At 61.6% G+C, this 23,780-nt stretch carries 20 protein-coding genes; 12 read left to right on the top strand and 8 right to left on the bottom strand.

The window, feature by feature from the left end; genetic code table 11:
- Nucleotides 1-106: 106 nt before the first annotated feature.
- From KVQ82_RS07600 to secA, 4 genes are all read right to left on the bottom strand, one after another.
- Nucleotides 107-1,051 carry a Nudix family hydrolase gene (locus KVQ82_RS07600; protein WP_222018553.1) on the bottom strand — a complete coding sequence of 315 codons (945 nt, stop codon included), beginning with the start codon at nt 1,049-1,051 and terminating at the stop codon, nt 107-109.
- Complete coding sequence (locus KVQ82_RS07595) at nt 1,048-1,680, bottom strand: glutathione S-transferase family protein (RefSeq protein WP_047296068.1); 633 nt, start codon at nt 1,678-1,680, stop codon at nt 1,048-1,050. Before KVQ82_RS07595 ends, KVQ82_RS07600 begins: the two co-directional genes overlap by 4 nt.
- A 180-nt stretch (nt 1,681-1,860) precedes the next feature.
- A complete protein-coding gene (gene argJ / locus KVQ82_RS07590; RefSeq protein ID WP_198758890.1) occupies nt 1,861-3,078 on the bottom strand; it encodes a bifunctional glutamate N-acetyltransferase/amino-acid acetyltransferase ArgJ in 1,218 nt (405 codons plus the stop codon).
- Nucleotides 3,079-3,199: 121 nt separating this feature from the next.
- Nucleotides 3,200-5,935 carry a preprotein translocase subunit SecA gene (gene secA / locus KVQ82_RS07585; RefSeq protein WP_041068523.1) on the bottom strand — a complete coding sequence of 912 codons (2,736 nt, stop codon included), beginning with the start codon at nt 5,933-5,935 and terminating at the stop codon, nt 3,200-3,202.
- Between the two features lie 307 nt (nt 5,936-6,242).
- Between secA and KVQ82_RS07580 the strand changes: the two genes are divergently transcribed.
- Entirely contained in the window at nt 6,243-6,698 is a 456-nt protein-coding gene (locus KVQ82_RS07580) for a DUF721 domain-containing protein (protein ID WP_041068521.1), read from the top strand.
- Between the two features lie 90 nt (nt 6,699-6,788).
- Here KVQ82_RS07580 and KVQ82_RS07575 read toward each other — a convergent pair whose 3' ends face one another.
- Complete coding sequence (locus KVQ82_RS07575; protein WP_222018552.1) at nt 6,789-8,276, bottom strand: helicase HerA-like domain-containing protein; 1,488 nt, start codon at nt 8,274-8,276, stop codon at nt 6,789-6,791.
- 186 nt (nt 8,277-8,462) lie between these two features.
- Here KVQ82_RS07575 and KVQ82_RS07570 point away from each other — a divergent pair, with 186 nt between their 5' ends.
- From KVQ82_RS07570 to KVQ82_RS07555, 4 genes are all read left to right on the top strand, one after another.
- Entirely contained in the window at nt 8,463-10,352 is a 1,890-nt protein-coding gene (locus KVQ82_RS07570) for a methyl-accepting chemotaxis protein (protein ID WP_047296072.1), read from the top strand.
- 195 nt (nt 10,353-10,547) lie between these two features.
- Nucleotides 10,548-11,639: a glycosyltransferase family 1 protein gene (locus tag KVQ82_RS07565; RefSeq protein WP_222019367.1), complete on the top strand. Its 1,092-nt coding sequence runs from the start codon at nt 10,548-10,550 to the stop codon at nt 11,637-11,639.
- Nucleotides 11,632-12,408, top strand: a complete 777-nt coding sequence (locus KVQ82_RS07560; RefSeq protein ID WP_222018551.1) for a DUF2334 domain-containing protein — start codon at nt 11,632-11,634, stop codon at nt 12,406-12,408. Before KVQ82_RS07565 ends, KVQ82_RS07560 begins: the two co-directional genes overlap by 8 nt.
- Nucleotides 12,405-13,403 carry a lysylphosphatidylglycerol synthase transmembrane domain-containing protein gene (locus KVQ82_RS07555; RefSeq protein WP_222018550.1) on the top strand — a complete coding sequence of 333 codons (999 nt, stop codon included), beginning with the start codon at nt 12,405-12,407 and terminating at the stop codon, nt 13,401-13,403. Before KVQ82_RS07560 ends, KVQ82_RS07555 begins: the two co-directional genes overlap by 4 nt.
- Here the strand turns inward: KVQ82_RS07555 and KVQ82_RS07550 are convergent.
- Nucleotides 13,387-13,560, bottom strand: a complete 174-nt coding sequence (locus tag KVQ82_RS07550) for a hypothetical protein (RefSeq protein WP_186448453.1) — start codon at nt 13,558-13,560, stop codon at nt 13,387-13,389. The two genes, KVQ82_RS07555 and KVQ82_RS07550, sit on opposite strands and share 17 nt — an antisense overlap.
- A gap of 89 nt (nt 13,561-13,649) precedes the next feature.
- Nucleotides 13,650-14,498 (bottom strand): formyltetrahydrofolate deformylase, encoded by an 849-nt coding sequence (gene purU, locus KVQ82_RS07545; RefSeq protein WP_003227580.1) that lies wholly within the window; start codon nt 14,496-14,498, stop codon nt 13,650-13,652.
- A gap of 338 nt (nt 14,499-14,836) precedes the next feature.
- On the opposite strand from purU, the gene mvaT reads away from it, so the two are divergent.
- On the top strand, nt 14,837-15,214 hold the full coding sequence (mvaT, locus tag KVQ82_RS07540) for a histone-like nucleoid-structuring protein MvaT (RefSeq protein WP_041068510.1): 378 nt from the start codon (nt 14,837-14,839) through the stop codon (nt 15,212-15,214).
- A 103-nt stretch (nt 15,215-15,317) separates the two neighbouring features.
- Here the strand turns inward: mvaT and sbcB are convergent, their stop codons facing one another.
- Nucleotides 15,318-16,748, bottom strand: a complete 1,431-nt coding sequence (gene sbcB, locus KVQ82_RS07535) for an exodeoxyribonuclease I (RefSeq protein ID WP_222018549.1) — start codon at nt 16,746-16,748, stop codon at nt 15,318-15,320.
- 181 nt (nt 16,749-16,929) lie between these two features.
- Between sbcB and KVQ82_RS07530 the strand changes: the two genes are divergently transcribed.
- From KVQ82_RS07530 to KVQ82_RS07505, 6 genes are all read left to right on the top strand, one after another.
- Nucleotides 16,930-17,655 (top strand): RDD family protein, encoded by a 726-nt coding sequence (locus KVQ82_RS07530; RefSeq protein ID WP_222018548.1) that lies wholly within the window; start codon nt 16,930-16,932, stop codon nt 17,653-17,655.
- A complete protein-coding gene (locus KVQ82_RS07525; RefSeq protein ID WP_222018547.1) occupies nt 17,652-18,629 on the top strand; it encodes a stage II sporulation protein M in 978 nt (325 codons plus the stop codon). Before KVQ82_RS07530 ends, KVQ82_RS07525 begins: the two co-directional genes overlap by 4 nt.
- Nucleotides 18,616-20,160, top strand: coding sequence for a DUF4129 domain-containing protein (locus KVQ82_RS07520; RefSeq protein ID WP_222018546.1), 1,545 nt, complete (start codon nt 18,616-18,618; stop codon nt 20,158-20,160). The genes KVQ82_RS07525 and KVQ82_RS07520 overlap by 14 nt, the downstream gene beginning before the upstream one ends.
- Nucleotides 20,157-21,320, top strand: coding sequence for a DUF4350 domain-containing protein (locus KVQ82_RS07515; protein WP_222018545.1), 1,164 nt, complete (start codon nt 20,157-20,159; stop codon nt 21,318-21,320). The genes KVQ82_RS07520 and KVQ82_RS07515 overlap by 4 nt, the downstream gene beginning before the upstream one ends.
- Complete coding sequence (locus KVQ82_RS07510) at nt 21,317-22,318, top strand: MoxR family ATPase (RefSeq protein ID WP_222018544.1); 1,002 nt, start codon at nt 21,317-21,319, stop codon at nt 22,316-22,318. Before KVQ82_RS07515 ends, KVQ82_RS07510 begins: the two co-directional genes overlap by 4 nt.
- Before the next feature lie 115 nt (nt 22,319-22,433).
- The gene (locus tag KVQ82_RS07505) at nt 22,434-23,765 is read left to right on the top strand and encodes a DUF58 domain-containing protein (protein ID WP_222018543.1); all 1,332 of its coding nucleotides are present in this window, start codon (nt 22,434-22,436) and stop codon (nt 23,763-23,765) included.
- Nucleotides 23,766-23,780: the final 15 nt, after the last annotated feature.

Raw genomic sequence — 23,780 nt, 5'->3', positions numbered from 1 at the left:
CAAGCCAGCTCCCACAAGGTTTTGTGTCGTTCTCCGCATTTGCGGTGCATCCAATACCTGTGGGAGCTGGCTTGCCAGCGATGAGGCGAGTGGCCTCAGCACATAATCAAGCTTGCGGCCAGAATGCGCGAATCCCCGCTACACCCTGAGCCCCGACACCCCAAGCCTTCTCGCGCTCCGCCGGGCCAACGCCGCCGAGCAAGAACACCGGCTTGGTGAAACCCTCGATCAGCATCGACGCTTGCTCCCAGCCCAACGGCTGCGCATCCGGATGGGTCAGGGTCGGCTGTACCGGCGACAGGGTGACGAAATCCACGCCCATCTGCTCGGCCAGCGCCAGCTCCTCAGCGTTATGGCACGAAGCCGCGAGCCAGCGCTCCGCCGGCAACGGGCGCCCCGCTTCGGCGTATTTGCGCAGTTGCGCGGCGGTAATGTGCCAACCGGCCGACGGGAAATCACCGAGCCATTCGAACGGCCCCTTGATCATCAACTGCGCCTTGCCAGCACACAGGCCGACTGCATCCACCGCCAGGTCTCGATACTTAGGGTCATAGCCGTTCGGTGCGCGCAGCTGGATCAGTTTGATCCCGCCGGCAATCGCCTTCTGAATGCCGCGCAGCAAGGCCGGGGCTTCCAGATCTTCCGGAGTGATCAAGTATTCGCCGGGCAAACGCGCGGCGGCGACAATCGGCTGGTTGGCGGCCGGGAATTCGTAGTTCAGCAGATCCTTGGCGCTGACCCAGGCCAGTGGCTGACCTTCGGCACCGTGCGGCTCACCGCTGAACTGCGACACTTCCCAGACATCCAGCAACACCTGCTTGTCCGGGTAATCGTGGCGAACCTTGATCAGCGGACGAGCAGCGCCAACGACAATGCCCAGCTCTTCGTGCAGCTCGCGCGCCAAGGCGCTTTCGACGGATTCATCAGCCTCGACCTTGCCACCGGGAAATTCCCACAGACCTCCCTGATGCTGGGTATCGGCACGGCGGGCGATCAGGATCTTGCCACTGTCGTCACGAATGACGGCAGCGGCGACATGTACGCGTTTCACGGATTCAACTCCTCCAGTCCAGCCTTTTGCCATGCCTTGAAGGCGGGCCATTGGTAGACGGTTTCAACATAGGCTTGATCAACCGCCGGTAACGGCACCTGGTAAGTTCGCAGACGCACGGCAATCGGCGCGAAGAACGCGTCAGCCAGGCTAACCCGGCCAAACAGATACGGCCCGGGCTCCGTGGCGGCGGCGCGGCATTCAGCCCACAACGCGAGCATGCGTTCGATATCGACCTTCACCTCCGGCGGTACCGGGTTGAGCGGAGCGTCGTGGCTCAGGTTGAACGGCATGTGATTGCGCATGGCGAAGAAGCCACTGTGCATTTGCGCGCACGCAGAACGGGCCTGAGCGCGAGCGTAAACATCGCCCGGCCAGAGCTGTTCGGCCGGGAACTGTTCGGCCAGGTATTCGGCAATCGCCAGAGAGTCGGCGATGGTGCCGCGAGAGGTTTGCAGCAACGGCACCTTGGCGGTCGGCGAATGCTTGAGCAGCCGCTCGCGGGTGTCGGGCTTGCCGAGCTTGATCAGTTCTTCGCTGTAAGGGGCGCCGGTCAGTTCCAACGCCAGGGCGGCGCGCAAAGACCAGGAGGAAAGCAGTTTGTCGCCGATGATCAGGTGCAGGGACATGGTGTGGCGCCTTTTCGTCAGTGGAAAGCTTCAAGACTTGTAGTGACTGGACCGACGCTTTCGCGGGCAAGCCCGCTCCCACAGTAGTTTCGGTCGTGCACAAATCTGGTGTACACCACAGAACCCTGTGGGAGCGGGCTTGCCCGCGAAGAGGCCGGCAGCCCACCCTCACCCTTTGGATCAGGTGCGGTACTCGGCGTTGATCTTCACGTACTCATGCGACAGATCGGTGGTCCAGATGGTTTCGCTGCAGTCGCCGCGACCCAGTTCGATACGGATGGTGATCTCTTCCTGTTGCATCACCGCCGAGCCCTGCGCTTCAGTGTAGGTCGCTGCGCGCGCGCCACGGCTGGCGATGCACACGTCGCCGAGGAACACGTCGATCTTGCTCACATCCAGGTTCGGCACGCCGGCACGGCCGACAGCGGCCAGAATACGGCCCCAGTTCGGGTCGGAAGCAAACAGCGCGGTCTTGATCAGCGGCGAGTGGGCCACGGTGTAGCCGACGTCCAGGCATTCCTGATGATTGCCGCCACCGTTGACTTCAACGGTGACGAACTTGGTCGCGCCTTCGCCGTCACGCACGATGGCCTGGGCCACGTCCATGCACACTTCGAATACCGCCTGCTTAAGCTTGCCGAACAGCTCGCCTTCGGCACGGGTGATTTCCGGCAGTGCAGCCTTGCCGGTGGCAATCAGCATGCAGCAGTCGTTGGTCGAGGTGTCGCCGTCGATGGTGATGCGGTTGAACGACTTGTTCGCACCGTCGAGCATCAGGTTGTGCAGCACGTCGCGGGAAACTTTGGCGTCGGTGGCGATGTAGCCGAGCATGGTCGCCATGTTCGGGCGAATCATGCCTGCACCTTTGCTGATGCCGGTGACGGTAATGGTCACGCCATCATGCTCGAACTGGCGGCTGGCACCCTTGGGCAGGGTGTCGGTGGTCATGATGCCGGTGGCGGCGGCTTCCCAGTTGTTTTCCGACAGATCATCCAGCGCCGCTTGCAGCGCGCCTTCGATCTTCTCGACCGGCAGCGGCTCACCGATCACACCGGTGGAATACGGCAGGATCTGGCTGGCATCGACACCGGTCAGTTCGGCCAGTTTCGCCGTGGTGCGCTCGGCAGCCGCCAGGCCCGGCTCACCGGTGCCGGCGTTGGCGTTGCCGGTGTTGGTCAGCAGATAACGCACGTCGTTCTGCACACGCTTTTTCGCCAGGATCACCGGCGCGGCGCAAAAAGCGTTCAACGTGAACACACCGGCCACGGTCGAACCTTCGGCACAGCGCATCACTACCACATCCTTGCGCCCGGGGCGCTTGATGCCGGCCGAGGCGATACCGAGTTCAAAACCGGCAACCGGGTGCAACGTTGGCAAAGGACCAAGACCAACAGCCATGAATGCGCTCCTTACTCAATGATGTCAGCACCGCTCAGAGGGATGGCGGTGGTGTAAATGGCAAAACGCCGCGACGGCAGGAGCCGGTCGCGGCGCGGGTATTTCAGCGATTGAAACGGGTTTACTGGATCTGCCCGTGGCAATGCTTGAATTTCTTGCCCGAACCGCAGTAGCAAAGTTCGTTGCGACCCAGCTTCTGCTCGTTGCGAACCGGCGCGGTGGCGAGGGCTACATCGACCTCTTCACCCAACACTTCCGGCTGCTCCAGACCCGGGGCCTCGGCGTGTTCGAACTGCATGCGCGCGGCCAGTGCTTCGGCTTCTTCACGCAGGCGTTGTTCTTCGGCTTCCGGATCTTCGCGGCGCACCTGAACGTGCGACAGCACACGGATCGAGTCGCGCTTGATCGAATCCAGCAGCTCGGAGAACAGCGTGAACGACTCGCGCTTGTATTCCTGCTTCGGGTTCTTCTGGGCGTAGCCACGCAGGTGGATGCCGTGACGCAGGTGATCCATGGTCGACAGGTGGTCTTTCCACAGATCGTCCAGAACGCGCAGAACGATTTGTTTCTCGAAGGAGCGCAGTGCTTCGGCACCGGCCTGATCTTCTTTCTCGTTGTACGCCGCCATCAGCTCGACCATCAGCTTCTCGCGCAGGGTCTCTTCGTACAGGTGATCGTCTTCGTCGAGCCATTGCTGGATCGGCAGTTTCACCCCGAAGTCGCTGGCAATCGACGCTTCCAGACCGGCCACGTCCCACTGCTCTGGCAGCGATTGCGGCGGAATGTGCGCGCTGACGGTGGCGTTGAGCACGTCCTGACGGAAGTCGGCGATGGTTTCACCGATGTTGTCGGCGGCCAGCAACGTGTTACGCATGTGATAGATCACTTTACGCTGTTCGTTGTTGACGTCGTCGAACTCGAGCAGTTGCTTGCGGATGTCGAAGTTGCGACCTTCCACCTTGCGCTGCGCCTTCTCGATCGCGTTGGTCACCATGCGGTGCTCGATCGCTTCGCCCGGCTGCATGCCCAGGGCTTTCATGAAGTTCTTCACCCGGTCAGAGGCGAAAATGCGCATCAGGCTGTCTTCCAGCGACAGGTAGAAGCGGCTGGAACCGGCATCGCCCTGACGGCCGGCACGGCCACGCAGCTGGTTGTCGATACGACGGGATTCGTGACGCTCGGAGGCGATCACCTGCAGACCGCCGGACTCCAGCACTTGCTGGTGACGTTTCTGCCAGTCGGCCTTGATCTGGGCGATCTGCTCGGGGCTCGGGTTTTCCAGCGCCGCGACTTCCACTTCCCAGTTACCGCCCAACAGGATGTCGGTACCACGACCGGCCATGTTGGTGGCGATGGTCAGGGCGCCCGGACGACCGGCTTGCGCGATGATCTCGGCTTCTTTTTCGTGGAACTTGGCGTTCAGTACCTTGTGCTCGATACCTTCCTTGTTGAGCAGGCTGGACACGTGCTCGGAGGTTTCGATGGTCGCGGTACCCACCAGGATCGGACGGCCCTGGGCCATGCCTTCCTTGATGTCGTTGATGATCGCCGCGTATTTCTCTTCGGCGGTCAGGAACACCAGGTCGTTGTAGTCTTTACGCGCCAACGGCTTGTTCGGCGGAATCACCATGACCTGCAGGCCGTAGATCTGGTGGAATTCGAACGCTTCGGTGTCAGCGGTACCGGTCATGCCGGACAGCTTGGTGTACAGACGGAAGTAGTTCTGGAACGTGGTCGAGGCCAGGGTCTGGCTCTCGGCCTGGATGTTCAGACCCTCCTTGGCTTCGATGGCCTGGTGCAGGCCTTCGGACAGACGACGACCCGGCATGGTACGACCGGTGTGTTCGTCGACCAGTACGACCTGACCGTCCTGCACGATGTATTCGACGTTGCGGTGGAACAGCTTGTGCGCACGCAGACCCGAATAAACGTGGGTCAGCAGGCCCAGGTTATGCGCCGAATACAGGCTCTCGCCTTCGGCCAGCAGGCCGACGCCGGTGAGCATTTCTTCGATGTACTGGTGGCCGGCTTCATTGAGTTCGACCTGACGGGTCTTCTCGTCGATGGTGTAGTGACCGGCCTTGGTGACCTGGCCTTCGACTTCTTCGACATGCAGTTCAAGCTGCGGGATCAGTTTGTTGATCTCCATGTACAGCTTGGAACTGTCCTCGGCCTGACCGGAAATGATCAGCGGGGTACGGGCTTCGTCGATGAGGATGGAGTCGACTTCGTCGATCACGGCAAAATTGAGTTCGCGCTGGAATTTCTCTTCCATGCTGAACGCCATGTTGTCGCGCAGGTAGTCGAAACCGAATTCGTTGTTGGTGCCGTAGGTGATGTCGGCAGCGTAGGCGGCGCGCTTCTCTTCCGGCGGCTGGAACGGCGTCACGACGCCGACGGTCAGGCCGAGGAATTCATACAGCGGACGCATCCAGTTGGCGTCGCGGCGGGCCAGGTAGTCGTTCACGGTCACTACGTGCACGCCCTTGCCGGACAGCGCGTTGAGGTAAACGCCCAGGGTGGCCACGAGGGTTTTACCCTCACCGGTACGCATTTCGGCAATCATGCCTTCATGCAAGGTCATGCCGCCGATCAACTGGACGTCGAAGTGGCGCATGCCCATGACGCGCTTGCCGGCTTCACGGGCGACCGCGAAGGCTTCAGGCAACAGCTTGTCGAGGGATTCCCCTTTGGCGATACGGGCCTTGAACTCGTTGGTCTTGGCACGCAATTGATCGTCCGAAAGGGCCACCATTTGCTCTTCGAAGGCATTGACGAGCTGCACCGTCTTGAGCATGCGTTTGACTTCACGCTCGTTCTTGCTTCCAAAAAGTTTCTTTAACAAAGGCGCAAACATATCGGCAGGATCTTCCACACTAAAGGGATGGAGGGCGGCCCCGTGAGTCGCCCGTGCAGCCCTCATGGCCGCATGCGAACGAGCATTCTACCCGGAAACGGTGGTGAGGAAAGTGGCGATATTCCACGATGCTGGCACTGCGCTTTGACGGGGCTCACTTAAAATAAGGGCGTTTTGCTCAACTTCAACCCATCAAGGCAAGAAGTTAGTTGTTGATTTAATGGGTAAAGCAGGGACAAAAGCAATGGGCGAGTGGTTCCGTTGCTTTCTGCTACCATGGCGCTTCTGTTACTTCAGGTGTTCGATCATGGCATTTCGCCCTCTCACAGCCAGAGCGCCCGCCGTTCTGCTACGCGAAGCCAAGCCGCTCAAAGCCATTCTCGGCCATGCTCAACGCCTCGCTCATCTGCAACGCCTGCTTGAAAGCCAGCTGCAACCGGCCGCCCGCACGCATTGCCATGTGGCCAAATGGCGTGAAGGCCAATTGACGCTGGTGGTGACCGACGGGCACTGGGCGACGCGCCTGCGTTACCAGCAAAAACGCCTGCAACGCCAACTGCAGCTGTTCGAAGAATTCGCCAACCTGACGCGCATCCTGTTCCGCGTGCAACCGCCACTGGTCCAGCATCGGCCAGGCGGACACTCAATGGATCTGTCGACGGATGCAGCGCAGACGATTCAATCAACGGCCGACGGGATCAGCGATCCAGGTCTGCGTGCAGCGCTTGAGCGTCTGGCGGCGCACGCTAAAGACAAAAGCTGAAGGCAAGATCAAAGGATCGCAGCCTGCGGCAACTCCTACATTGGGAATGCGTTCCCCTGCAGGAGCTGCCGCAGGCTGCGATCTTTGCTTTTAGCGGCGTTTGCTGCCGCCGAGCAGTGAGCCCATCAGCCCTCTCACCAGTTGTTTGCCGAGATTGTTGGCCGCCTGACGCATCGCTGACTTCAGCGCCTGCCCCGCCGCCGTGCCCAAAAACTCCCCGGCCCGATCGGCCAGGCTCGGCTCTTCGGCTGCCGGCTTACCCGCTGGCGCATCCGCCTCCGGCGCCAGATCCTTGCGGCCCATCAGGATTTCATACGCCGATTCACGATCGATCGGCTTGTCATATCGGCCCTTGAATGGTGACCCGGCGATCAGCATAGTGCGTTCGGTCTCGCTCAGCGGCCCGATCCGCGACTGCGGCGGCGCCACCAGCACCCGCTGGACCATTTCCGGCGTGCCCTTTTCCTGCAGCGTCCCGACCAGTGCTTCGCCGATGCCCAGTTCGGTCAATACCGACAACGTATCGAACGCCGGATTCGGCCGGAAGCCATCGGCCACCGCGCGCAGGGATTTCTGTTCCTTGGCGGTAAACGCGCGCAAACCGTGCTGGATGCGCAGGCCAAGCTGCGCCAGCACGTTATCCGGCAAATCCCCCGGCGACTGGGTGACGAAATACACGCCGACACCTTTCGAGCGGATCAGCCGCACCACCTGTTCCAGACGCTCCTGCAACGCCTTGGGCGTATCGCCGAACAGCAAATGCGCTTCATCGAAGAACAGCGCCAGCAGCGGTTTGTCGGCATCGCCGCGCTCCGGCAATTGCTCGAACAGCTCGGCCAGCAGCCACAGCAGGAACGTCGCGTAGACCTTCGGTGCCTCATGCACCAGACGGCTGGCATCGAGCAAATGAATCCGCCCACGACCATCGGCGGCCGGTTGCAGAATGTCTTCGAGTTGCAGCGCCGGTTCGCCGAACAACGCTTCAGCGCCCTGCTGCTCCAGAGTCGCCAGCCGGCGCAATAGTGCCTGACTGGAACCGGTGGTCATCAGCGCCGCGTCTTCGCCGAGCAGCTGCGGGTTGTCCTTGAGGTGATTGAGCAGCGCCTTGAGGTCTTTCAGGTCGAGCAGCAACAGGCCTTCGCGGTCGGCCACTTTAAACGCCGCGTACAGCGCCGACTGCTGGCTGTCGGTCAGTTCCAGCAGGCTGCCGATCAGCAGCGGGCCCATTTCACTCAAAGTCGTGCGCAACGGATGACCGGACTCCCCGTGAATATCCCACAGCGTCACCGGATAAGCCTGCGGTTTGTGGTCGAGCCAGGGCATCCCGGCGATGCGCTCGGCGACCTTGCCCTGCGGATTGCCGGCAGCGCCCAGACCGCACAGGTCGCCCTTGATGTCGGCGGCGAACACCGCGACCCCGGCGTCACTGAACGCTTCGGCAAGGCGTTGCAAAGTCACGGTCTTGCCGGTCCCGGTCGCACCGGCGATCAGCCCGTGGCGGTTGGCCAGGCGCATGGCCTGAGCAATCGGTTGCCCCGCCAGATCGGCGCCGATAACGAGTTGCGATGTGTCAGGCATTTTGTCACCTATGGTTAATCTTTAATCCGCTGTGGCCGATAGATAAGGGCGAGAACCTGACTGAAAAGTCGGTCGGACATTTCCCTAAGGAGAGCCGGAAATATCAGTTTTTTTCACCCTTGCCCATATTGCGCGTCTTTATAAAAGCACGCCCAGGACATTAAGACCTTAGCGGAACCCCAAGCCATGAACAAAAACCTGCGCTTCAGCCATAAAATTTTGCTTGCCGCCGCCCTCATCGTCATCGCCGCTTTCGCCTCGTTCACGCTGTACAACGACTGGCTGCAACGCAACGCGATCCGCGATGACCTGAACAACTATCTCAACGAGATGGGCGAAGTCACCGCCGACAACATTCAGACCTGGCTCAACGGGCGCATTCTGCTGGTCGAGAACGCCGCGCAGAACATCGCCATCAACCCGGAGCCGGCCAACGTCGCCAGCCTGCTGGAGCAGAAATCCCTGACCTCGACGTTCATGGCCACTTACCTGGGCGATGCCACCGGTCACTTCACCATCCGCCCGGACGTAAAGATGCCGGACGGCTTCGATCCACGGGTGCGCCCTTGGTATAAAGGTGCCGAGAGCAGCAGCGCCTCGACCCTGACCGAACCGTACATCGACGCCGCCACCGGCCAGTTGATCATCTCCATCGCCACCGCCTCGAAAAAAGCCGGTCAGAGCGTTGGCGTGGTCGGCGGCGACCTGAGCCTGCAAACCCTGGTCGACACGCTCACCGCCCGGGACTTCTCCGGCATGGGCTATGCGTTCCTGGTCAGCGCCGACGGCAAGATCCTCGTGCACCCGGACAAGGCGTTGGTGATGAAGTCACTGAAAGAAGCCTATCCGCAGGACACCCCGCGCATCAGCAGCGACTTCAGTGAAATCACCGTCGACGGCAAGACGCGCATCGTCAGCTTCACCCCGATCAAAGGCCTGCCATCGGTGAACTGGTACATCGGTCTGTCGGTGGACAAGGACAAAGCCTTCTCGATGCTCAGCGAGTTCCGCACCTCGGCGGTGATTGCCACCGTGATTGCGGTGGTGATCATCATTGCGCTGCTGGGCATGCTGATTCGCCTGCTGATTCAGCCGCTGCACGTCATGACCCGCGCCATGGAAGACATCGCCGATGGCGAGGGCGACCTGACCAAGCGCCTGACTATCGTCAACAACGATGAATTCGGCGTGCTGGGTACCGCATTCAACCGCTTCGTCGAGCGTATTCACGGCTCGATCCGCGAAGTGTCGTCGGCCACCGGCCAGGTCAACGAGGTCGCGCTGCGCGTGGTCGCCGCGTCCAACTCGTCGATGTACAACTCCGACCAGCAAGCCTCGCGCACCAGCAGTGTCGCCGCCGCGATCAATCAACTGGGCGCTGCCGCCCAGGAAATCGCGCGCAATGCCGCACAAGCCTCGAACCAGGCCAGCGACGCCCGCGGCCTCGCCGAAGACGGCCAGCAAGTGGTGGATCGCAGCATCAAGGCGATGAACCAACTGTCGAGCATGCTCAGCGCCTCCAGCACCAATATCGAGTCGCTGAACAGCAAAACCGTGAACATCGGGCAGATTCTGGAAGTGATCACCAGTATCTCCCAGCAAACCAACCTGCTGGCCCTCAACGCCGCCATCGAAGCGGCGCGTGCCGGTGAGGCCGGACGTGGTTTTGCCGTGGTCGCCGACGAAGTGCGCAACCTGGCGCACCGCACTCAGGAATCGGCGCAGCAGGTGCAGACCATGATTGAAGAGCTGCAAGTCGGCGCCCGTGAATCGGTGAGTACCATGAGCGACAGCCAGCGCCACAGCCAGGACAGCGTGGAAATCGCCAATCTTGCCGGCGAACGCCTCAACAGCGTGACCCAGCGCATCGGCGAGATTGACGGGATGAACCAGTCGGTGGCCACCGCGACCGAGGAGCAGACGGCGGTGGTCGAGTCGATCAACGTCGACATCACCGAGATCAACACATTGAACCAGGAAGGCGTCGAAAACCTGCAGGCGACCTTGCGCGCCTGTTCGGATCTGGAGCAGCAGGCTTCGCGGCTGCAGCAGTTGGTCGGCAGTTTCCGCATCTAAGATCAAAAGATCGCAGCCTGCGGCAGCTCCTACAGGGTGAACACACATCCTGTGTAGGAGCTGCCGCAGGCTGCGATCTTTTTACCCTTGAGACCCTCCGCCAATTCCCGACCGAACATCTATTCTGGATAAAGGTCAACCAAGGGAGAGCAGCACAGCGGAGGGCTCGTCATTGTGCACATCGCCGATATCACCATGTTCTACGCCCCGGCCAGCGGCGGCGTACGCACGTACCTGGACGCCAAGCACCGCCGGTTGGGCGTCAAACCGGGCATTCGCCACAGCCTGCTGATCCCCGGTGCGCACTTCGGTGAACACGACGGCGTCTACACAGTGCCCGCACCTGCCTTGCCCTTCGGCAAAGGTTATCGCTTCCCGTTGCGTCTCGCCCCTTGGCGCAACGTCCTGCAGGATTTACAGCCGGATCTGATCGAAGTCGGCGATCCGTACCTGACTGCCTGGGCGGCGCTCGACGCGCGGCGTCAACTGGATGTACCGGTGATCGGCTTTTATCACTCGGACCTGCCGTTGCTGGTGAGTAACCGAATGGGCCATTGGGTCACGCCGAATGTCGAGGCTTACGTCAGCAAACTGTACGGCAACTTCGACCGGGTGCTGGCGCCGAGTCAGGTGATGGCCGACAAGCTCCGGGGCCTGGGGGTGCGCAACGTGTTCGTACAGCCGCTGGGGGTGGATCTGCAAATTTTCCATCCTGGCGCCCGCGACAAGGGTTTGCGCGCCGAACTGGGAATTGCCGAAGACACCCGTCTGCTGATCTTTGCCGGACGCGGCTCCAAAGAAAAGAACCTGCCGGTGCTGCTCCAATGCATGCAACGCCTCGGCCCGCGCTATCACCTGTTGCTGGTCGGTTCATCGATGCCCGCCGTGGTGCCGGACAATGTCAGCGTGATCGACGGGTTCTGTCCTGCCGCCACCGTGGCGCGATTAATGGCCAGCGCCGACGCCCTGATCCATGCCGGCGATCAGGAAACCTTCGGCCTGGTGATCCTCGAAGCCATGGCCTGCGGGGTTCCGGTGGTCGCCGTGGCGGCCGGTGCGTTTGAAGAAATCGTCGCCGAAGACTGCGGCTTGCTCTGTGCACCGAACAACCCGCAAGCCATGGCCAATGCGGTGCGCGAGCTGTTCAGTCGCGGCTGCCTGAAACTCGGCCAACAAGCGCGACAACATGTCGAACGGCGTTATTCCTGGGATAGCGTGGTCGACAGTCTGCTCGGTCATTACCACGCGGTGCTCGGTCACTCGCGGCAAAGAGTGGCCAATGGCTGATTCCTTGAATGACCGCGCAGTGCTGCTGGTGCTGCACGACGTGGCGCCGTCGACGTGGGCGGATTATCGGCCATTTGTCGAGGCGGTCGACGCAATGGGTGGCGTGCCGATGACCTGGCTGGTCGTTCCGGATTTCCATGGTCACGATGCGCTTGAGGCTCATCCCGCGTTCTGCCGAATGCTCGGCGAGCGGCTTGTCCGTGGCGATGAGCTGGCCCTGCACGGCTATTACCATGACGACCGCGAGCCAGCCCCGACCACGCCCCGCGACTGGTTCATGCGCCGCATCTACACCCACGAGGGTGAGTTTTATCGCCTGTCCCGGGAAGCGGCGCAGGCTCGCCTGCGCCACGGCATCGAACTGTTCCGGCGCAATGGCTGGCCGTTGCACGGTTTCGTCGCCCCGGCATGGCTGATGAGCGAGGGCACCCGCCAGGCCCTTCGTGAAACGCCATTGAGCTACACCAGCGACCCGCAACATCTTTATCAATTGCCGGATTTCACCGCCATCAACGCCCCGGGTCTGGTCTGGAGCGCGCGCAGTGCCTGGCGCCGGGGGTTGTCAAAAATCGTCAGCGAACAGCGCCAACAGCACTGGCGCGACGCCGCGGTGATTCGTCTAGGCTTGCACCCGGTAGACATGCGCCACCCATTCGCGCGGTCTTACTGGCTGCAAACCCTTGAACGGCTGCTGGCAGAAGGACGCACGCCCATGAGCAAAATCGACTGGCTCACCGAGCACCGCGAGCGAATGGAGCGCGCTGCATGAGTCGCGGCATTGTGTTGTTGATCGGCCTGCTCGCCGCTGTACTGATCCCGGTGCTGCTTGGCGGCGGCGAGATCGGCGCGCGGTTGCAGAACTTTCCGCTGCACTGGCTGCTGATCATGTTCGGCATGATTCTGCTCTGCTGGGGCATCAACACCCTGCGCCTGCGCTTGTTGCTGGGCGATCAGCGCGATCGGGTCACGCCGCTGAAAAGCCTCGGTGTGGTGATGGCCGCGGAATTCGCCTACTGCGCCACGCCCGGCGGCAGTGGCGGGCCGCTGACGATCATGGCCTTGCTGGCGCGCAGCGGCGTGCGCCCGGCCCGAGGCAGTGCGGTGTTTGCCATGGATCAGTTGAGCGATCTGCTGTTCTTTCTCTGCGCCCTGAGCGGGATTCTGATTTACGCGTTGTTCCAGCACCTCAGTGACCGCCTGGAGTGGTTGCTGATGGTCAGCGCCGTGTCGCTGTTCGGTGGGCTGTTCAGTTGCGTGCTGCTGGCGCGCTACCACCGCCGCCTGATCCTTCTGAGTGGACGCGTGCTTGCCCGCCTCAACGTGCAACCGGCCACGCGCCGGCGCTGGGCACGCAAGCTGCTGCATTTCCTCGATGCGTTCATCGACACGCTCAAGTTGCCGTGGCAGACGCTGATCAAGGTATTCGCCCTGACTTGCATGCACTGGCTGCTGCGTTACAGCGTGCTGTATCTGGCCCTGCGCGGACTCGGCGCGGACCTGCAGTGGGCCTGGAGTTTTCTGGTGCAAATGCTGTCGCTGGGGGCTGGTCAAATGAGCCTGTTGCCCGGTGGCGCGGGGGCGGCGGAACTGACCTCGGCGGCGCTGCTGGCACCGATGGTCGGCAAATCCACCGCGGCGGCAGCGATTCTGATCTGGCGGGTGGTGACGTTCTATTTCTATCTGGTGGTGGGCGGCCCGGTGTTTCTGTTGATGCTGGGGCGGCCATTGCTCAAGAAGCTGCTGAAGATCAGGCAGGCTTCTTAGGTTCGTCCTCCTCCTTCATCTGCTCCCACAGTTCGGCGGCGCCGGGGAACTCGGTGCCGTCTTCCGGGCTCAGGTCATCCGGGTCATAACGGCTCAGACAACCTTCGCCCAATGTGGCAGGCGCTTTCGAAGTGGCTTTGTCCAGTGGGTCGCTCACGGGCAGTTCCTCAAGGGGCTGAAACGAAAAAAGGGCCTGGGACGATTGAACGCCCAGGCCCTTCTTTATTCAAGCACGCGTGGGGTAGATCAGAACACCACGGTCTTGTTGCCGTGCACCAGCACACGGTCTTCGAGGTGATAACGCAAGCCTCGGGCCAACACCATCTTCTCGACGTCACGGCCGAAACGCACCATGTCTTCGATGCTGTCGCTGTGGCTGACGCGCACCACGTCCTGCTCGATGATCGGACCGGCGTCCAGCTCTTCGGTCACGTAGTGGCAAGTCGCGCCGATCAGCTTCACGCCGCGCAGCGACGCCTGATGGTATGGCTTGGCACCGACGAACGACGGCAGGAAGCTGTGGTGAATGTTGATCACCTTGTGCGCGTATTCGCGGCACAGCGCCGGCGGCAGGATCTGCATGTAGCGCGCCAGCACCACCACTTCGGCGTCGTGCTGTTTGACCAGACGCGAGACTTCGGCGAACGCTGGCTCCTTGTCCTGCGGATTGACCGGGACATGGTAATAAGGAATGCCGTGCCACTCGACCATGCTGCGCAGGTCATTATGGTTGGAAATCACGCAGGAGATTTCGCAATCGAGCTCGTCGCTGTGCCAGCGGTGCAGCAAGTCGGCCAGGCAGTGGGATTCGCGGCTGGCCATCAGCACCACGCGTTTCTTCTGCTCGGTATCAGTGATTCGCCAGTCCATCGAGAACTCTTCGGCAATCGGCGCAAACTTCTCGCGCAGCACTTCAATACCGAACGGCAGCGAATCGGCGCGGATCTCGTGACGCATGAAGAACCAGCCGTTCTGATTATCCGAATGGTGGCTCGCTTCGGTGATCCAGCCGTTGTGGGATGCCAGAAAGTTACTGACTTTGGCAACGATGCCAACGCGGTCAGGGCAGGAAATCACCAACCGAAAGGTGCGCATGAGGGGGAAACTCCAGAACTTCGCAAAGGCGGCCATTCTAGCGACTGTGCGCGGAAACTGCAGTATTGATCAGCACTTGCCCCGAGAAGGCGCGGTTCATGGCGCCTGAGCGCACTGTACGACAAAGCGATGATGTGCTCGTGAAGCTGTTCGGCCAGATAATTGTGAATATTCGTGATGACTGCATCACATTATTTAGATGACCATTCAATTTACCGGTTATTTCACGTAACTAATTCAAATAAAAAAACCGCTTAAATGTTTACTTGATGAAACAGCCTGACTATTATTGCGGCACTGTCCCCTGCCATTCAACACATCCGCATAAGGTAGTTACCATGTCCTTGATCAACGAATATCGCGCCACCGAAGAAGCAATCAAAGAGCTGCAAGCCCGTTTGAAAAACCTGTCGCAAGACGACAAATTGCAAGCCGAGCTGGAATTCGAAGGCAAACTGCGCACCCTGATGGGCGAATACTCCAAATCCCTGCGCGACATCATCGCCCTGCTGGATCCGGAATCGAAAACCAAAGGCACCCGTGGCGTCGCAGTCAAAACTACTGGCACCAAGCGCGCACGCAAAGTTAAACAATACAAAAACCCGCACAACGGCGAAGTCATCGAAACCAAAGGTGGCAACCACAAGACGCTGAAAGAGTGGAAAGCCAAGTGGGGCGGTGACGTGGTTGAAGGCTGGGCTACCCTGCTGGGCTAAGCCGCAACGCCGGTCGCCGATAGCCTCTGCGACCCATGAAAAACGCCAGCATACGCTGGCGTTTTTTTATGCGTGATGTTTCATCGACGCACTATGTTCGATTTCAAAGATTCAAACGTTTGCGCAATGCCTGGACATAATTCTGCCACTCATTGAGCACTTGATTCTGCATCGGCGTAGCACTAAGCGCCCATTGCTGCGCGGCTTCGGCAAAAGATTGCAGGGTATTAGGTGCGCCCATGTGCGGCTCGGACAAACGCTGCTGGCAGAATATTCTCCAGCGCTCTTGCTCGGCAAAACTCAACGTATCGGGAAAGTTGCGTGCGCGATATCGAAAGAGTAATTCCGGTAGACGTTCATCATCGAACGGCCAGTGCTCTTGCGCTAATTGCGCCGGATCTGCTGTCCTCACTTGCTCGCACAGGCGCCGATCGCGATCACCGATAAATCCATCGTACAACTGCTGTTCCGGATCTTCATTCGGGGTGAAATCTTCGCTGGCATAAATTGCCGTTACTTTATCTTTCCAAACTTGTTGTGCGTCACTTAGCCGCAGCGCACGCGCCTGATACAGCGCCATGTCCAGGTCCAGGCGCTGCTGATCTGCGGCACGCAATACCGACAACGGCGCCACCACCGGACAACGGTTGATGTGAATCAGTTTGAGCGGCACCGGCAGTTCCCCCTCGGCGAGGTCGTCGCGACGGGTGTACAGGCGCTGACGCAGCGTTTCGGCGTCCAGATCGAGCAGACCTTGCGGATCAAGGTGCAAGTCACAGACGATCAGGGCATTGCGATTGCGCGGATGCCAGGCCAATGGCAATACCACACCGACATAGTGCCGCGCCGCCGAAAAGCGCCCGGAGATGTGCACCAGCGGCTGCAACAGGCGAATCTGATCCATGACTTTCTGTTTGCTGCGCAGTTGGAACAGCCACTCATACAACTTCGGCTGTTTCTCGCGGATCAACCGTGCCAGGGCGATGGTGGCGCGCACGTCCGAAAGCGCTTCGTGAGCATGCCCATGGTCGATGTTGTTGGCAGCCGTCAGGCGTTCGAGCTTGAGGGTGACCTTGCCTTCGTCATCGGTTGGCCAGACCAGGCCATCCGGGCGCAACGCATACGCGGCGCGTACCACATCGATCAGATCCCAACGACTGTTGCCGCCCTGCCATTCACGGGCATACGGGTCGAAGAAATTGCGATAGAGGCTGTAGCGGGTCATCTCGTCGTCGAAACGCAGGGTGTTGTAACCCGCACCGCAAGTTCCGGGTGCCGCCAGTTGCGCATGCACCCGAGTCATGAAGTCGGCTTCGCTCAAACCCTGTTCGGCGAGACGGCTCGGGGTGATACCGGTAATGGCGCACGCCGCCGGGTGCGGCAGGATGTCTTCGCTGGGCTGGCAGTAGAGGTTGACCGGTTCGTCGATTTCATTGAGATCGTGGTCGGTGCGAATCCCGGCGACCTGCAGCGGACGGTCATTGCGCGGATTGATGCCGGTGGTTTCGTAGTCGTACCAGAAGATTGAAGTCACGGGCGGTTCCTGAACTTGAGATCGGCAAAGTCTAGGCGTTCAACCGCCATTGCGGCCAGCGCCGTGTCATTCGACCAGCCTGCGCCACACGCGGTGCAATACATAGTTATGTCGTTTTCCCCCAAGAGGCTGCTAGCATCGGACAAACCTCGTATCCCGATCCGGCCCCATCAGGTAGCCCATGCTCGAGAACACAGCACTGCCACGGAAAGCACCGCTGAACCCGCCACTCGATACCCGTTATCCAGTGGAAACCCCGGAGGGCATCGACCTGCCGTTGCGCCCGGCCGGTCTGTTGGTACGCAGCCTCGCCTTCGGCATCGACCTGGGCATTCGCGGCGCCATCCTCGGCGGGCTGTTCCTGGTGCTGGCGTTTCTTGGCCAGCTCGGCATGGGCCTGGGTTCGTTGCTGCTGTTTGCCGTCAGCTGGTGGTACATGGTGCTGTTCGAAGTGCTGCGTCAGGGCCGTTCGCCAGGCAAGCAGTGGATGGGCCTGCGAGTGATCCACGACAACGGCACACCGGTCGGCTGGTCGGCGTCGCTGCTGCGCAACTTGCTGCGTTTTGTCGATCTGCTGCCGTTCGGTTACGCCTTCGGCGCCATCAGTTGCCTGCAACATCCCACCTTCAAACGCCTGGGCGACATCGCCGCCGGCACTCTGGTGGTCTACAGCGAACCGGCCCTGCTTCGCCCGCAATTACCCGACGTCCAGCCGCGCCGCTCGCCCGTGCCGCTCAACCTCAGTGAACAACGGGCCCTGCTCGCCTTCGCCGAACGCCAGGCCGAACTGTCGCCGGCGCGGGTCAATGAGCTGGCCGCCCTGCTCGCCCAGCCGCTGCACATGCCGGCACCCAAAGCGGTCAGCGAGCTCAATGGCATCGCGCGCGGCTTGCTGGGTCCGACATGAAGCAAAGTCTTTTCGAAGCTCGCCACAAGGCCGAATGGGAGCGTTTCACGCTGGCTCTGGAACGTCTCGAACGTGGCAAGGACACTTCGCAGGTGGCCGGATTCCCCAAGGCTTATCGACGCCTCTGCCAGCATCTGGCATTGGCGCAGGAGCGCGGCTACAGCAGTTTTCTGATCGATTCGCTGCAACAACTGGTGTTGCGCGGCCACCAGCAGCTGTATCGGCACCGCAGTCGCTTCGCCGCCAACCTGCTCGGTTTCATCCTCGCTGACTTCCCCCGGCTGGTGCGCGCCGAATGGCCGTTCGTGCTGGCCGCTGGCCTGGTGTTTTTCGGCAGCCTGATCGGCTTCGCCTTGCTGGTGTATGCCTTTCCCGAACTGATCTACAACCTGATCCCCGCCGAACAGGTGCGCGAGATGCAGAGCATGTACGACCCGGTGGCCGGGCACCTCGGGCGCTCGGCCGAACGGGCGGCCAGTGAGGACTGGGTGATGTTCGGTTATTACGTGATGAACAACATCGGCATCGCCTTCCAGACCTTCGCCAGCGGTTTGCTGCTGGGCGTGGGCAGCGCATTTTTCCTGTTCTACAACGGGCTGGTCATCGGTGCGGTGGCCGGGCACCTGACCGAAATCGGTTTTGGCCAGACGTTCTGGTCGTTCGTGATCGGCCACGGCGCCTTCGAGCTGACTGCCATTGCCCTAGCGGGTGCGGCGGGGCTGAAACTGGGCTGGAGCGTGATTGCGCCCGGGCGGCTGACGCGCGGCGAGGCGCTGGTGGAGGCCGCGCGCAAAAGTGTGCTGCTGGTGTGCGGGGTCATGCTGTTCCTGTTGATCGCGGCGTTCATCGAAGCGTACTGGTCGTCGAAGACCGGGGTCACGCCGCGGATCAAATACGCGGTCGGCGCTGCGTTGTGGATCGCCGTCGCAGCTTATCTGCTGTTCGCCGGAAGGACACGCCATGCGCCTGAGTGATGCCACCGTGGCGATCCGCCCGCGCAGCAGCTGGGAAGCCATGGACCTGGGCGTGCTCATGAGCCAGCAGCATCGACGCCTGCTGATGACCAGTTGGGCCATCGTCACCCTGCCGCTGTTCGCCGTGCTGACCTTGCTGCTGTGGGATTCGCCGTCGCTGGCGGTATTGATTTTCTGGTGGCTGAAACCGGCGTACGAGCGCCTGCCGCTGTACATCCTGTCCAAGGCCCTGTTCGGCGAAACGCCCACGCTGAAACAGGCCCTGCGCGAATTTCCGCGGCTGTTGAAACCACAGCTGCTGGCCAGCCTGACCTGGCGCCGCCTGAGCCTGAGTCGCAGCTTCCTGCTGCCGGTGGTGCAACTCGAAGGCCTCGACGGCACGGCGCGTCAGCAGCGCTTGCAGGTGTTGCTGCAACGCAATGCCGGCGCCGCGCAATGGCTGACGATCATCGGCATGCACCTGGAGACCGCGCTGTGGATCGGCCTGATGGTGCTGTTCTACATGCTCCTGCCGCAGCAGATCGAAACCGACTGGGACTGGCAATCGCTGATCCTCGACAGCGATCACCACTGGCGTTGGCTGGAGCACCTGACCAACGCTTTCTACGCGCTGGTACTGGTGGTCTGGGAACCGGTGTATGTCGCCTGCGGTTTCAGTCTGTATCTGAACCGACGCACTGTACTGGAGGCGTGGGACATCGAACTGGTATTCCGCCGTTTGCGCCAGCGCCTGAGCGGCAGCGCTCTGGGCCTGCTGTTGGCCGTCTGTCTATGGTTGCCGACAGTGCCGCCGGCGTGGGCGGATGCGCCGACCAACGCTCCGGAGGCACCCCGCCTGCTGAATCAACCGCTGACCAGTCAGGCTGCGCACGACAGCATCAAGGCAATGCTCGAACAACCACCGTTCAAGAACAAGGAAAGCGTGACGCGCTATCGCTTGGGTGACGACCCGGCAGCCCCGGCCGAGGGCAAACCCGGCGAGGCCCCGCAATGGCTGAAAACCCTGCTCGGCTGGCTCGACGGTCAACGCTTCAATGCTTTGGCGGTCTTGATCGAAGTGCTGCTGTGGGGCGCGTTGCTCGCGGCTATCGGCTGGCTGGTCTGGCGCTACCGCGAATTCCTGCGCACCTTCGTCAGCCGTCGGCCGAAGCCGCCCGCCAGCGTCCGGCCTCCTGCCCCACAGCAAGCATTCGGCCTTGACCTGAACCCGCAATCCCTGCCCGACGACATCGCCGCCAGCGCCGAACAACTCTGGCAAACCCAGCCGCGCGCCGCGCTGGGCCTGCTCTATCGCGGATTGCTCAGCCGTCTGCTGCACGATTTTGCCCTGACCTTGAAACCCGCCGACACCGAGCATCAGGTACTGCTGCGGGTTGAGCAATTGCAGCGCCCTGAACTGCTGGCGTTCAGTCGCAGCCTGACGCTGCACTGGCAGAACATGGCCTATGGGCACCGCGAGCCGGCGGCCCATCTGCGACAAGAACTGTGTGACGGCTGGCGCGCCTTGTTCGACCATGGAGCGCACGCTTGAGCCGGCGTGGCGCGTGGTTGCTCGGTGGGCTGATCGTCGCCCTGCTCGCCGCGTTGAGCGTTTATCTGTACGTCAAGGCCCGGCCCTATCAGGAGGTGATCGATCACGGCCCCTCGCCCCAGGCGCAAGCCAATCCTTATCTGGCGGCAGAAATGTTTTTGCGCGAGCACGGCCTCAACGTCAGCCATGCCGAAACGCTGGCGGTGCTGCCCGATATTGATCCGCGCCGGCACACCCTGCTGTTGTTTGGCGAGCGTTCGCGCATGACCCCGCGTCAGGTTGATCAAGTGTTGAACTGGGCTCGCGCCGGCGGGCGAATCGTGTTCGTGGCCGAAGCGTTGTGGGACAAGCAGGCCAAACAGAGCGATGACCTGTTGCTGGACCGGGTGCAGTTGCACCAGTCGCTGAGCAAGGATCTCAAGGAACCGCCGGCGGACCTGGCCGATGACCCGTACCCGAACCTGACCAAACTCTACCTCGAAGACGAGGACGCGCCGGCCTACGCCGGTTTCGACACCGCGTTCCATCTGGACGACCCGAAGAATCTCGCCCAGGCCTGGGCCAACAGCGCCAAGGCCACGCACATGATGCAATTACCCTACGGCGTCGGCTCGATCACGGTGGTCACCGATGCCGAACTGTGGAAAACCCCGGCTATCGGCAAGCACGACAACGCCTGGCTGCTCTGGTACCTGAGCGCCGACACCGACGTCACGCTGATTTACAGCACGACGCACGATGGTCTGCTGACCTTGCTCTGGCGTTACTTCCCGCAAGCCATCGTCGCCCTGCTGGCGCTGATCGTCCTCGGCCTGTGGCACGTTGCTGTGCGCCACGGGCCATTGCAGGCGCCCGCCCCGAGCGGCCGGCGCCAGTTGCAGGAGCACTTGCGCGCCAGTGCCGATTTCATCCTGCGCCACAACGGTCAGCACACGCTGTTGCAAGCCCTGCAGCAGGACGTACTGCGCCGTGCCCGCCGCCGTCATCCCGCCTTCGACCAATTGAACGTGGCCGAGCAATGGCTAGTGCTGTCGCGCCTGACCCGCCAGCCGACCCGCGCCATCAGCCAAGCCCTGAGCCCGGTGCCGAAACAGCGCATGAGCAGCGCTGATTTCAGTCGCCAGGTGGCCCACCTGCAAACCTTGAGGAACACGCTATGAGTGAACAGATCGAGCCCGGCAGCGCCACTCACGCCGCCCAGCAACGCCAGCGTGCCAGCCAGTTGGCGCAAGCGGTGCGCGGCGAATTGCAGAAGGCCTTGATCGGCCAGAACAGCGTGATCGACGACGTGCTGACCGCGTTGATCGCCGGCGGCCACGTGCTGCTCGAAGGCGTCCCCGGACTTGGCAAGACGCTGCTGGTTCGCGCCCTGGCGAAATGCTTCGGCGGCGAGTTCGCGCGCATCCAGTTCACCCCGGACTTGATGCCCAGCGACGTCACCGGCCACGCGGTCTACGACCTGCAGAGCGAACAATTCAAGCTGCGCAAAGGGCCGTTGTTCACCCACCTGCTGCTGGCCGACGAGATCAACCGCGCCCCGGCCAAGACTCAAGCGGCATTGCTCGAAGCGATGCAGGAACGCCAGGTCACCCTCGAAGGCCGGGCGCTGCCGATCGCCCAGCCGTTCATGGTGCTCGCCACGCAAAACCCGATCGAACAGGAAGGCACTTATCCGCTGCCAGAAGCCGAGCTCGACCGTTTCATGCTCAAGGTGCGCATGGATTACCCGGAGGCCGAGCAGGAGTTGAACATGGTGCGTCAGGTCAGCCGCTCGACCCGTGCCGACATGCTCGATGTGCAACCGCTGCGCACGGTCCTGCAGGCCAAGGACGTGCAGGCTTTGCAGCGCATCGCCAGCGAGCTGCCGATTGACGACCAAGTGCTGGATTACGCGGTGCGACTGGCACGCAGCACCCGCTCCTGGCCCGGCCTGACCCTCGGCGCTGGCCCGCGAGCCTCGATTGCGCTGGTGCGATGCGCCCGCGCCCGTGCGTTGCTGCGTGGCGGCGAGTTCGTGATCCCTGATGACATCAAGGGTTGCGCACTCTCGGTGCTGCGCCATCGGGTGCGAGTAGCGCCAGAGCTGGACATCGAAGGCCTGCAGGTCGATCAGGTGCTGCAGCAGTTGCTCGACCAAGTGCCGGCGCCGCGCTTGTGAGAGTTCAGGAAAGATCAAAAGATCGCAGCCTGCGGCAGCTCCTACACGGAATCACGCTCCCTATAGGAGCTGCCGCAGGCTGCGATCTTTTCAGCAGACAACCCGGTACAGCGCCATGAAACCTTCGCGCCTGTTATTGATCTGGCTCGCCGCCCTGTGCCTCATCGGTATCCTCACGGGCACCCTGCAAGCCCTCGACATCGACGTGCCCGCCCCGCTGTCGGCGATCAACTGGGGCTTGCTCCTGGCGCTGCTGGTACTGGCGATCATCGATGCGCTACGCCTCAGCCACCGGCCCTCGCCACGCATTCAGCGCCAGACGCCCGGCAGCCTGGCGCTCGGACGCTGGAGCGAGGTACGGCTGCAGCTCAGCCATGACTTCAACGAGCCGGTTGCGGTGGATATTTTCGACCACGTGCCACAGGGGCTGAGCTTCGAAAACCTGCCGCTGGCGGTCGAACTGCAACCCGGGCAATACAGCGAGGTCGGCTATCGCCTGCGCCCGCTCAAACGTGGTCACTTCAGCTTCGAGCATTGCGAAATCAATCTGCCCAGCCCGTTGGGTCTGTGGACAGGAAGACGCCTGCTCGACGTGCGCGGCGAGATCCGCGTCTATCCCGACTTCGCCCGGCTGTACGGCGGCGAACTGCTCGCAGTGGACAATTGGCTCAGCCAGCTCGGCGTACGTCAGCGCCAGCGTCGTGGCCAGGGGATGGAGTTTCATCAACTGCGCGAATTTCGCGAGGGCGACAGCCTGCGCCAGATCGACTGGAAAGCCACCGCCCGTCAGCGCACGCCGATTGCCCGCGAGTACGAAGACGAGCGTGATCAGCAGATTGTTTTCTTGCTCGATTGCGGGCGGCAAATGCGCAGCCAGGATGGCGAGCTGTCGCATTTCGACCATGCGCTGAATGCGTGTCTGCTGCTGAGCCACGTGGCCCTGCGTCAGGGTGATGCCGTGGGGCTGAGCACATTCGCCGTCGCGCAACCGCGTTTTCTCGCGCCGATCAAGGGTGCCAGTCAGCTCAAGGTCCTGCTCAACGCCGTTTATGATCTGGACAGCAGTCAGCGTCCTGCCGACTATTCAACCGCGACCCATCAGCTGTTGGCGCGGCAGAAGCGCCGGGCGCTGATCGTGCTGCTGACCAACCTGCGTGACGAGGACACCGAAGACCTGCTCGCCAGCGTCAAACGCTTGAGCCAGCAGCATCAAGTGCTGGTGGTCAGCCTGCGCGAGGAAACCCTCGATCGCGTGCGCAATGCCCCGGTACAAACGCTGCCCGAAGCACTGGCTTATTGCGGCACGGTGGATTACCTCAATGCCCGGGTCGAGCTGCATGAGCAGTTGAATGCTCATGCCGTTCAGGTGCTGGATGTGCGCCCCAGCGGGCTAAGCACGGAGCTGCTGAGCCGTTACATGAGCTGGAAGCGATCCGGTGTATTTTGATAACACCTTCGACAA

Origin of the sequence: Pseudomonas sp. AO-1 (assembly GCF_019775695.1) — a bacterium.
GTDB classification, from domain to species: Bacteria; Pseudomonadota; Gammaproteobacteria; order Pseudomonadales; family Pseudomonadaceae; genus Aquipseudomonas; species Aquipseudomonas parakoreensis.
Note: the sequence above shows the minus strand (reverse complement) of the source record. Positions and strands in the feature narration are given on the sequence as shown.

Bases quoted from the DNA above. Each gene is read 5' to 3' on its own strand.
- KVQ82_RS07570 (WP_047296072.1), top strand. From the start codon at position 8,463: ATGAACAAAAACCTGCGCTTCAGCCATAAAATTTTGCTTGCCGCCGCC.
- KVQ82_RS07525 (WP_222018547.1), top strand. From the start codon at position 17,652: ATGAAGCAAAGTCTTTTCGAAGCTCGCCACAAGGCCGAATGGGAGCGT.
- KVQ82_RS07580 (WP_041068521.1), top strand. From the start codon at position 6,243: ATGGCATTTCGCCCTCTCACAGCCAGAGCGCCCGCCGTTCTGCTACGC.
- KVQ82_RS07575 (WP_222018552.1), bottom strand. From the start codon at position 8,276: ATGCCTGACACATCGCAACTCGTTATCGGCGCCGATCTGGCGGGGCAA.
- KVQ82_RS07595 (WP_047296068.1), bottom strand. From the start codon at position 1,680: ATGTCCCTGCACCTGATCATCGGCGACAAACTGCTTTCCTCCTGGTCT.
- KVQ82_RS07555 (WP_222018550.1), top strand. From the start codon at position 12,405: ATGAGTCGCGGCATTGTGTTGTTGATCGGCCTGCTCGCCGCTGTACTG.
- KVQ82_RS07510 (WP_222018544.1), top strand. From the start codon at position 21,317: ATGAGTGAACAGATCGAGCCCGGCAGCGCCACTCACGCCGCCCAGCAA.
- KVQ82_RS07530 (WP_222018548.1), top strand. From the start codon at position 16,930: ATGCTCGAGAACACAGCACTGCCACGGAAAGCACCGCTGAACCCGCCA.
- KVQ82_RS07520 (WP_222018546.1), top strand. From the start codon at position 18,616: ATGCGCCTGAGTGATGCCACCGTGGCGATCCGCCCGCGCAGCAGCTGG.
- purU (WP_003227580.1), bottom strand. From the start codon at position 14,498: ATGCGCACCTTTCGGTTGGTGATTTCCTGCCCTGACCGCGTTGGCATC.
- argJ (WP_198758890.1), bottom strand. From the start codon at position 3,078: ATGGCTGTTGGTCTTGGTCCTTTGCCAACGTTGCACCCGGTTGCCGGT.
- KVQ82_RS07565 (WP_222019367.1), top strand. From the start codon at position 10,548: ATGTTCTACGCCCCGGCCAGCGGCGGCGTACGCACGTACCTGGACGCC.
- secA (WP_041068523.1), bottom strand. From the start codon at position 5,935: ATGTTTGCGCCTTTGTTAAAGAAACTTTTTGGAAGCAAGAACGAGCGT.
- mvaT (WP_041068510.1), top strand. From the start codon at position 14,837: ATGTCCTTGATCAACGAATATCGCGCCACCGAAGAAGCAATCAAAGAG.
- KVQ82_RS07505 (WP_222018543.1), top strand. From the start codon at position 22,434: ATGAAACCTTCGCGCCTGTTATTGATCTGGCTCGCCGCCCTGTGCCTC.
- KVQ82_RS07560 (WP_222018551.1), top strand. From the start codon at position 11,632: ATGGCTGATTCCTTGAATGACCGCGCAGTGCTGCTGGTGCTGCACGAC.